The following is a 10,867-nucleotide window of genomic DNA, read 5'->3' as shown; positions in this document are numbered from 1 at the left end:
CGTGTAAACGCATAGCTGGTATACCGCAACCATCGAAGGGTTATTGGAGCTGCGCATAATGTATGCACCAACAAAGATGTCAATAATGGGTAATACAAATGCATAAATCATATTGGTAATAAGCACAAGGCGCATATCCCGTGGCATGGACATAAAAAAGCGAAACTCTGTCAAAATTTTATTTTTCATAAAATAGTTCTTATCAAATTTGATTGCTTGATTTAACTCCCTTGTGCTTGCGTTAATCTTTCAATGTTTCCAAAATTTGCTTTATCGATAGCTTGGCACCGCATATCACTTCATCGCTTGCCCCGTAATAGAGATAGATGTCATCGCCCTTAACATAGTGTCCGTTGGTAAACACTACATTCCCGAAAAAACCAGTCTGTTCATAGGCCTCAATGGGCTCCATAATGGGATCAACGCTCCGAGCAAGAACCTTGGAAGGGTCATCAATATCCAGCAATAGGGCACCTAAACAGTAACGATTGTCAGCGTTAGCACCATGATAAATTTCTAGCCATCCTTTTTCTGTTCTGATGGGTGGTGCACCAGCGCCTACCCGCTTTGAATCCCACATTCCTGGACGTGTTGTGGCAATACACTTGTGCTTACCCCAGTGAATCAGGTCAGGCGATTCGGCCAACCAAATGTAGTTTCCACCTAGCTCAGGGCTGCTGGGACGATGCATGGCAAAGTACAGCCCATTAATCTTTTCCTCAAAAATGGCACAGTCCTTATTATGGGGGGGGAAAATCATCCCTTCGCGGCTGAAGTTTTTCCAATCCTTAGTTCGGATTAATCCAACACCAACACCAAATTCTGATACTTCAGTGAACGAAAGATTAAAGCCATCGGCTGTGGTTGCCACACGGCAGTCCTCTACGCCAAAAGTTTCCAGCTCTCCTTTGCCGAAGATAGGGGGATAGCCCTCTGGCTCATAAAACGTAATGCCATCATCGCTGCAAACCAGTCTGAGGTAGGAGAGTGTAGTAAGGTAATCCTTCTTCTTATAGTTGATTATTCGAGGATCCGAGGTGTCCAAGTCGGGATCGTTTTTATCGAAACTTAGAATTTCAATTACTCCTTTACTATTATATACAGGAAAACTGATCTTACCATTAATCTGCTTGGGCCTTTCTGCAACCCGGAGTAAGAGCCATATTTTTCCATCAAATTGAAAAACACCTGGGTTAAGCAGGCAAACTATCTCCATCCCTTTAATTCCGGGTTTCAAATCAGCGGGACGAAGCAGTGGGTTTTGAGTAAATCGTTGTGCGATATCCATTGTAGTAAATCTTATCAAAAGCAAACTTACAATCGATTGCAGAAAAGGGTGTCCGCCATATTCCCAATCTTGTCCGGTATAGTACATAATGGCCAATTTCACGGTGTATGGTACCAAAAAAAGGTACCATTTACACCAGCAAGGCAATTCTGTAATTAAAAAATGCAATCGATTTCAGAAGGCGATAATTCCTATCTTAACCAGGCTAAGTGTCTAAATCAAAGGCAACAATGAAAGGTGGGAATTGCGTGCTATAAATGGCTTGAAGACGAACCTCGGCAGTCCTACTATCAAGATAGACCATGTGCTGTAGCCTAAAGCTCATACAGGGCGAAAACCTCAAACATCCACAACGCTAATACTTTATCTTATAAAGGGGTAATGGTAGGTCACTTTTCTGTTCGTTTGTTCCGATAGTCTGAAGGGGAACATCCATAAGCATTGCTGAATAGGTCGTAGAAATGGGTTCTGCTGGTGAAACCGATTTGGTTAATAATTTCGCTTACAGTCATGCTGGTAGATTTTAGCAACATGGCAGCCCTACTTAGGCGGCGCTGGTTTATGAGGTGATGTGGAGTGGTTCCTAGCACCGATTTGGTCTTATTGTAGAGCGAGGACTTGCTGATGGCGAACTTTTCACAAAGTTTCTCCGATGTTAGAGAATCGTCCTCGATGTTCTCATCAATGAAGTTCAGCAGCTTCTGAAAAAATGGATCTGGAATCTCCGTAACCAGAGCAGGGTTGTCATCTATCTTGCCGAATTGAGTTCGAATACTTGCCCTCAGCTGTAGCAACTTTTCAATGCGAACCTTTAAATGCTCGGGGTGAAAAGGTTTAGGAATGTATGAATCGGCACCAGCCTTCAACCCGGCAATCCTATCTTCTATTTCGGCTTTAGCCGTAAGGAGAATCATAGGCAGGTGGCTAGTGTCAAAATTTTCGCGCAGCTTACCGCAGAGCTCAATGCCATCCATTTCAGGCATCATCACGTCCGAAACAACCAGATCAGGCTTAAAGGATATAACTTTCTCATAAGCCTCAATGCCATTGGCGGCAAAGATGATGTTATAATCTGCCTTCAAAAAATCGCGAAGCAACACAAGTATTTCCGGCTCATCATCAACCAGAAGAATAAGGGGCTTTCCCTCCAATAATTTTGGATTCCCAACAGGTTGATTAGGTTTAGCCTCATCGATAAACCCAATTTCATTACTTTCAAAATCCTGCTCCTTGGGCAGCACACCTAAGTTCAACGCTTGGACATCGGGGAAAATACAAGTAAACTTGGTCCCCTCACCCAGCCTACTTTCAAAAGAAATCGTTCCCTTGAGAAGTTCAACCAGCCCTTTTGTAACGGCAAGGCCAAGACCCGTAGATCGGTATCCTGGAAAGCTCCCCTTTCGTGTTGCCGAAGATATCCCGAAAGGTTCAAAAACTTTTTGACTGAATTCCGGCTTGATTCCGACTCCGCTGTCTTCAATTACAACCGTTAGCGAAGATTCGTCTCTTGTAATAAAAGCCGCTACAAAACCACCTTGCCTATTGTACTTTATGGCATTCGAAATCAAGTTGGTAACGATACGCTGAAACTTATCGGCATCTGTTTTAAAGGTAAGCTGGGGGTCGGAGGCAACAACCTTGCAGTGGATATCGCGTTGTTGCACCAACAGTTCGAAATCAGAAAATACTTCACGGATGAGTTCGACAGGTTTAGTAAGCTGGATGTTTAACAGCTCCTTCCCCTTTTCCAACTTTCGGAACTGCATAATCTCCAGCACCAATTTCTGTAACTTGATACTGTTGTTGTATACTTTTAGCAATCGAGGGTTTTCGATAGTATTTCGAGTATCTTCAAGCAGCGCATGAATGTGCGAGGTAATAAGTGTAAGCGGCGTTCGGAACTCATGGGCTACGTTGGTAAAGAACTCAATCTTATAGCTTTGGAGCTCCTCTCCCTTTTTCTTTTCAAATTCACGCAGCGCAGCCTCCTTCTTCCTTGTTTCTCGCTTTCGATATGCTCTAATTATGAAGAACTGTATTCCTATAACAATCAGGATATATCCAAAAATTGCCCAAAGAGTCCGCCAGAATGGTGGATTGATAATGATTTCAACTTCACGAATATTCTTCGACCAGTTGCCATTCTCATCACTTACCCGCAGCTGTAAACGATAGGTTCCCGGGGCTAGATTGGAAAAACTAATTGGCTGGTTCGGGTTATTGGTTATCCATGTATCGTCGAAATTGATTAGGCGATACGAAATCCGATGGCGCTCCTGCCCCCAGTATGCAAGAGGAACAACATAAAAAGTAAGGGAGTTCTGGCTGTAATTTAACCGCAAACTTTTCTGATGGTTAATACGGCTAGTAAGGATGCTATTATTGCCAATTTCTACTGGCAAATTCCGAACAAGAAGCTTATTGATAGCGATAGGCGGAAAGTATGAGGTGAATTTTATCTTATCCGTTTGGATAATATCCACACCCATGGTACCTCCAACGTATAGTTTACCTGTTTTCTTATCGAAAAATGAAGCCCCATCGCTGTACTCAAAGTTAATTAGCCCATCATTTGTATTAAAGCTCCATACATTTTTTCTGCTGCTATCAATTAATGAAAGCCCTTCGTTGGTAGTTAGCCATAGACCATTCTCATTATCAAATTGCAATGCATGGATACTTGTGTTGGAGAGGTCGAACTGGGCATTTAATCTGGTTACAATCACTGAATCGGAGGAAATTGGTATTAGGTTGAAAATACCATTGCTGCTCCCCACCCATATTTGCCCGGCAGGACTACTGCATAGAGAAAGAATATCATCATTTTTTATTAGTGCGGGATGGGATGAAGTTGAATACTGCGCGATGACCCTTTTGGTAATTGTATTGTAGCGGTAAACCCCCAATCCTCTAGTTCCAATCCAGATCGTCCCCGGCTTTTCTTCTGTAAGCGAATAAACTATCTGCTTTTGTTGGTCTCGTGAGTCAACACTTTTATCAAGAATAAGCTGTTCGCAGCTAATTGGCACTAAGCCTGTTTTTTTATCGAGGTCTATCCTAATTACACCATAGCCACTGGTCCCAAGGTAAATCCTTTGATCGCTGTCTTCTAATATGCGGTATACGGATGCAAAATTTAAGGGGTTGGAGCACTTAAAATCGCGTGGAAAATTTTTAATAGTCTTGTAATCAGGTGATATAATGTCCACGCCCTCACCATCGGTGCCAACCCAAATTGACCCATCATCGTGCTCATGGAACGAAAGTACGGAATTATTGCTCAAGCCATCCTTAACCGAAATTTCCCGGATATGCTTTCCATTGGCATCAAACACATCAATCCCCCCACCCTTCGTACCTATAAAAACGTCGTTTTTCTTTGTCACCAGTATGCTTCTAACAATTGGGTAAGCCAGCTGATTTGACGATAAGCTCGTATTTGGAAATTCTGTAAGCTTTAAAGTATACACACCGTTACCATCGGTTCCAATCCACAAAATATCCGAATCAGTCTCATAAATGCTTAAAATTCGGGTAGCAATTGGACTGTGAATAAACTGATTTAATAGGATGTTATACGCAGTAAAAATGCCAGTCAGCAGATTTAAACTGTAAATTTTACCCTTTTCGGTACCTACCCAAATTTTCTCTTTTTCGTTAGAATGGGCAACTGCTGTAATTACATCGTTAGGAATTCTAAGCGGTTGAACTACTTTCTTATTAAGGTTAACCAAGAGGGCAGCCCTTGCGCGTTGAGTGATCAGCATATAAGGACAACCATTGACGGTGACTGCAATTGACGACAATATTGCACCAGTTATGGGGAGTTGCATAATTGCTTCAAGCCGATGGCCAAAAATCTTCATCAGCTGACCCTTTACGGTGATGCAGTATGCTTGGTTTTCAACAAAATATATCCGCTGAATACTTAATGCAGCATTTTGTGACGCTTTATCGAATACAATTTTACTGAATTGATTTGTCGTGCTATCGAATCGAAAAATGCCACGGCCCAATATTGAGACAAGAGTACCGTAGCTATCTGAGTAACAGATTGCAATATCGTTCTCATAGTTCATCTGCTCCGACTCCTTGGCAAAAAAGGAGGAAAAACGATCATGAATATTGTCATACAGCCCTATGCCCTTGTTGGTAAGCATCCAAATGGGGCCGGCTGCAGTTGGGAATAATTCGCGGATAACATGGTTGTGGATGGAATTCGAGTTGCTTCCGGGTAAGTAGGTAACAATATTACTCCCATCATACCGGTTAAGGCCGTTCCATGTTCCAAACCAAATATAGCCCTCCGAATCCTTCACAATTGTGTTCACGGCACTGTTCGAAAGACCTTCTCTGCGTGAAATTGAATGGACGTTGGTTCTATATTCCGCACTTAGGGAATGAGATAACAATAAGAAGAATAAAAGATTAATAAGTTTCCTCGCCATTGTTAATACCGAATAAGCAACCAAACGTCAATCAGTAAATATAGAAAAATATGGGAATCGTGTGAAACAACGGCAACGAGATATGGTAAATAAAAGCATTATTCGGCTTGAACTGACTTAGCTAAGACGACCCACTTTACACAAATAAAAAAATAGATCGGCAAGATTTGCTTTTCAAGCAATTCATTCCCAGAACTTTAACGTGGCTTGGCTCAATATACAACTCACCTTACCTAAGGAGTATGCACAACTCCAATCGGTAGCCAATTTTCAAAGAAACCTTGCCTCGAGGCAGGTGCCAGCTCCTTTTTGCTAAGGAAGCTACAGCGAAGTATGGAAATCATCAATAGCAAACCTGTGAGGTTGAGTACCGAGGAATAGCTGAATTTATTTTGGCAGAAACTCATAAACCTTAGCAAGTAACATCTCCTTTTTATATGGCTTGCAGATATAATCGGAACAGCCGTAGGCCAATGCTCTGTTTTTGTCCACATCGCCAGCATAAGCTGTTTGAGCAATTATGGGCAAATTGGGCCTAAACCTTTTAATCTGGTTTGTGGCCTCGAAACCATCCATCTCTGGCATCTTTATGTCCATCAGCACCATATCAATATTCGAATTTGACTTGCAAAGGGCAACGGCATCAGTGCCATTTATTACGCGGATAATGGTTATCATCTGTTCGGATAAAAATTCTTCAATCAGCATGAAGTTAGAATCCTCATCCTCTGCAATTAATAGGGTTACTGGCTTTTTCAACTCAAAAGCTAGGGATTTAGCCGATAGATCATCAGATAAATCGTTCAACTTTTCCTGCTCGTATGGAAGGGTGAAATAGAACACGCTGCCTTTATCCATCTCGGAAACTAACCAAATTTTACCACCGAGCATCTCCACATAAGCTTTTGATAAGGAGAGCCCCAACCCTGAACCACCATATTTTCGGGCTGAGTCGGTTTCAACCTGACGAAAGCGTTTAAATATCTCCTCATACATATCTGGAGAAATCCCTATTCCGGAATCTTCCACATAAAATTCCAGCTGGTTCTCATTTAACTTATATCCAAAATTCACATGACCCTGGTTGGTGAATTTGAGCGCATTGCCCACAAGATTGGTCAGTATTTGTTTAAATTTGGTTGCATCTGTTACTATAGTTGCTTTATCGTCAGCTAGGGAAGCTTGGAACCGAAGAGCAACATTCGGGTTTGCGGATTTAAGGCAGAATTGATCTTGGATAAACTTGCCAACTAAGTTGATGTTGACTTCATCTTCCAAAATATTCTCCTGCCCTGCCTCAATAGATGCAATGCTAACTATATCGGAGATGATGGAAAGTAGATGATCGCTACTTTGTATAATAATATCGGTGTACTGCTTACGCTTTTCGGGAAGTAAATTGGGGTCATCAAGAAACCCTGCAAAGCCAACAATGGCGTTCATGGGGGTTCGGATTTCATGCGAAATGTTGTGCAGAAAAGCAATTTTTAAACGGTCACTCTCTTCAGCCCTATTTTTGGCAATTAACAGCTGTTCCTCGGCTAACTTGCGTTCAGAAATATTGCGAATATTGCACTGAATAACCTTCTTATTATCGGCTAGGTAAACATTACTAATAAATTCAACGCTTATTAACTTTCCAGCCTTTGTCTCCAGTGGCATATCTTCAAAACGGATATACTCCTCTTTTTGCAATTCAACAAAACCCTCCTTTGAAGCAACAATATTTTTGAACGCACCTATTTCCCAAAGCTCCTTGCCCAATAATTCTTGGTGACTATACTTGAGCATATTTGTAATGAACGGATTTACATCAACAATCTCTCCGCTTATGGCATCAAGAATTAAGATGCCGTCCTGTGCTGCTTCAAAGAGGCGTCGATAACGTACTTCGGAGGCGTGCAACTTATCATCGGCACGCTTACGTTTGGTAACATCTCTATTCATCACCGAAACTCCAATTAACCGTTGGTTATCGTCGTAAATTGGTTTGTGTGTTAACTCTGAATAGGTACGGCTTGATTGTAATTCTCCAATAAATGATTCTTCGATTAAATGCTCCCCATTTAAGGCTCTTGTTAGGTTCAGAATAGTCCTTTCACGGTCCTCTTCCTTTGTTACATAATCCAATATACCATGTTCAAGTTCAATAGTGACATTATACAATGATTTCATTGCCGAGGCATGCGCTTTGTTAAAGGAGGTATACTTAAAAGCCTTATCAATTGAAAAAAATGGACCGTTTACAGATTCGGAAATACTTTGAAGAACAGTCAGCTGCTCTTTGAGTTTTTGGAGTACGATATCCTGTTCTAGCATAAAATTATGGTGGCCAAATAAATCTTCATTTTTTAGTTGAGATCTAATGAGCTGCTTAATCTTTCCAATGCTCCGGCGAGTAAATCCTTCTGTACTATTCATCACAATGAAGTTTTGATGGTTTATAGGAAAATAAAAGAAACCAGTAAAGCGCTATGCATAAACATTAAGTTAAGCTACTATCCCTGTGTTGCGCTAGCCATTTATCCCCTGCCAATGCGCTTAAGGATATCGTTCATCATCTCGATTTGCACCTTATGCACCTCCAAAATATCCTGCTGCTGGTTGACAATCAGGTGATCAATTTTCTCATGCAGCATCCTAATTTCCAACTCCGACTTAAGGTTAATCATGTAATCCTTTTTCCCTCGCTCTCGATCCTTCTCCTCCTGCCTATTTTGGCTCATCATAATTACGGGTGCTTGTATGGCAGCCAGACTCGACAAAATAAGGTTTAAAAGGATGAACGGGTAGGGGTCGATAGCCCTGTTGGCGAGCCACAATATATTTATGGAGATCCAAACCAGTAGAAATAGCCCAAACGAAATAATGAAGGTCCAGCTCCCACCAAAAATGGCAACCTTGTCGGCAATTCTTTGCCCAAAGGTTATGGCCTCGTTATCCTCGGCATCTATCTTGTCCGTTAATGTGGTGTTTTTCATTAAGGAGGTCATTACCGTCTTTTCGAGCTTGGAAATTTTGCCAACCTGATTCTTGAGGAAGTGCTCAATGTAGGCCTCGCGGTAGTGATCCAGCTCGCTCCTCGACAAAAAGCTATCACTGATAAACTGAGGATACTCCTTTTGAATCAAGCCCAATAACGATGACCTTAACGTCCGGCCAGATACTCGCTCCGAAATCGGGAATTCGTTATTTGACAAGTCACTCTTGAATGTTTTCATAGGATCAATTGTAATGAGGTTCGAGTTCAAATTATGCTTTAAGTGTGCCTTTCGCCTTTGCGGTTGGCGGTTGTAAGTGGTAGTTCTCCATGGTTAGCCGTGCCATAAGGTAGCTTACCGTTGATTCAGCACCTTGGTTTAGGTTCACATGCATCTCCTCAAGACCATCGTAGCAGCCACCGGTACTTGGGTTATAAATAATCTGATGAAGGCGGTTGTTGCCCAAGAACCAGCTAAAGGCCGTCTCCGTTTTTTGGAGGTAGCTTTTGTCCATAAAAACATCATAGAATCTGCTCAGCGTCATTACGGTATAAGCCACATCAATGGGCTGCTCACCAAAACGCTCGGGCTCCTGACCCTTTAGTAGCCAACCTTTGTTGGAAATTACCTCTATCCCATTCTCATTAAAGATTTTAGATAGAAGAAAATTAAACGAAGAGATAGCAATCTCCTTATACTCGTCATCGTGAAGCAACAACCATGCGTAAACCAGCGACTCAGGTAGTATGCTATTGGCATAGGTAAGATATCCTTCGAACCAGGCCCACTCTGCACTGGATTCATATTTATACATCTGTACCAACCGGTTGGCTAACGTTTTTAAAAGTTCAATGTTTTGAGGCGATTTTACCACGGTAAGATAGTAGTAAAGCCCCTTAATGGTAAATGCCATTGCCCGCGTAGAGTGCACACTTACGACGTACTTCAGTGCCTTTTCCATAATGGCGGTTGCCTCGGAGATCATCTCTAATGGCAGGGAATCCTTGCACGACACTAAATACCCAAGTGCCCAAATGGCTCGCCCATTTGCATCGTCGAGATTGGTAGTGAAATTTTGCTCCGTAAAATTACCGTCCTTATCAACGTAGTTTAAAAAGTTACCCTCAGGCTGCTGACAATACTTAATAAAATGGAGATATTTATGAATCTCAGCTACGCTTTTTGCATCGCCCCTAAGCTTATGGTACATACAGGTAGCCACCATGGCTCTGGCGTTATCATCAATGGTATAGCCTGTGCGGATATCGGGTTGATTGTTTTTTGAGAACTGAATAATGCCAAAACTGGTGGTCATTTCCTTAACGTGGTTAAGGCTGATTACCGGCAGGTTATACTTCAACGTAATCTTGTCGCCGGCAATTCGTTCCAAAAGCATGGCATGGGCTACGGCTGAATTCTCCCACGCTGTGGAGACTATCTTCTGCAACGTGTTGGAGCTAATACTTCTGCGCAAAGGCTCGTTGCTGAGTAGCCGAATAACCCCATCGGCCAGCTGTTTGGAATTACGAAAATCGAATATTATTCCAGTATCCGGGGTTAGTATCTCCTTGGCATGAGGAATGGGCGTAGAGATAATGGGACATGAACAGCTCATGGCATAAACAAAGGTTCCGCTTACTGCCTGATTAGGATCGTTAGTGGTAAATAGGTATACATCGGTAAGCTGAAGGTACTCCAGTAATTCGGGTAGTGCTAAATAGCTGTTTATGAACTTTACATGTTCCTGAAGTGAGTCATGCTTTACTTTTGCTTCCAGCATTTGCCGATACCTCTCACCTTCGGCCTTTACAACCTCTGGATGCGTTTTCCCAATTATCAGAAATATCACCTCGGGGCTCTGCTTAATAATGGCTGGCAGTGCTTCCAAGGTTGTTTCGAGGCTTTTTCCTGAGCTAAGCAGCCCAAAGGTTGTGAGTACCTTTCGGCCCTTGAGTCCGTACTTCGTCTTTAACGATTTAGCGCTTAAGTGAGGAACTAGGTGCGTTCCATGGGCAATAACTACAATTTTTTGAGGTGCAACACCGTAATCGTTCATAAGTATTTCTGCCGAATTGTGAGTCATTACAACAATAGACTCACACGCAGCGGCAATTCTCACAACTTTTCGCTGAAGTGCCTCATCCGGATGA

At 42.2% G+C, this 10,867-nt stretch carries 6 protein-coding genes; all 6 read right to left on the bottom strand.

Annotated features, from left to right (window positions below; genetic code table 11):
- A partial coding sequence (locus VMW01_08405; protein HUW06270.1) for a hypothetical protein occupies positions 1-189 on the bottom strand: 189 nt, incomplete at its 3' end.
- 52 nt (positions 190-241) lie between these two features.
- Complete coding sequence (locus tag VMW01_08400; GenBank protein ID HUW06269.1) at positions 242-1,288, bottom strand: glycoside hydrolase family 130 protein; 1,047 nt, start codon at positions 1,286-1,288, stop codon at positions 242-244.
- Between the two features lie 389 nt (positions 1,289-1,677).
- Entirely contained in the window at positions 1,678-5,736 is a 4,059-nt protein-coding gene (locus VMW01_08395) for a two-component regulator propeller domain-containing protein (protein ID HUW06268.1), read from the bottom strand.
- Between the two features lie 387 nt (positions 5,737-6,123).
- Positions 6,124-8,157 (bottom strand): ATP-binding protein, encoded by a 2,034-nt coding sequence (locus VMW01_08390; protein ID HUW06267.1) that lies wholly within the window; start codon positions 8,155-8,157, stop codon positions 6,124-6,126.
- Between the two features lie 101 nt (positions 8,158-8,258).
- Positions 8,259-8,957 (bottom strand): DUF1003 domain-containing protein, encoded by a 699-nt coding sequence (locus VMW01_08385; GenBank protein HUW06266.1) that lies wholly within the window; start codon positions 8,955-8,957, stop codon positions 8,259-8,261.
- Between the two features lie 31 nt (positions 8,958-8,988).
- Positions 8,989-10,867: glycosyltransferase (locus VMW01_08380; GenBank protein HUW06265.1), on the bottom strand; the 1,879-nt coding region annotated here is incomplete at its 5' end.

Source organism: Williamwhitmania sp. (genome assembly GCA_035529935.1).
GTDB lineage: Bacteria > Bacteroidota > Bacteroidia > Bacteroidales > Williamwhitmaniaceae > Williamwhitmania.
The sequence above is the reverse complement of the archived record's forward strand: the minus strand, read 5'-3'. Positions and strand labels throughout refer to the sequence as shown.

Bases quoted from the DNA above. Each gene is read 5' to 3' on its own strand.
- VMW01_08400 (HUW06269.1), bottom strand. From the start codon at position 1,288: ATGGATATCGCACAACGATTTACTCAAAACCCACTGCTTCGTCCCGCT.
- VMW01_08395 (HUW06268.1), bottom strand. From the start codon at position 5,736: ATGGCGAGGAAACTTATTAATCTTTTATTCTTCTTATTGTTATCTCAT.
- VMW01_08390 (HUW06267.1), bottom strand. From the start codon at position 8,157: ATGAATAGTACAGAAGGATTTACTCGCCGGAGCATTGGAAAGATTAAG.
- VMW01_08385 (HUW06266.1), bottom strand. From the start codon at position 8,957: ATGAAAACATTCAAGAGTGACTTGTCAAATAACGAATTCCCGATTTCG.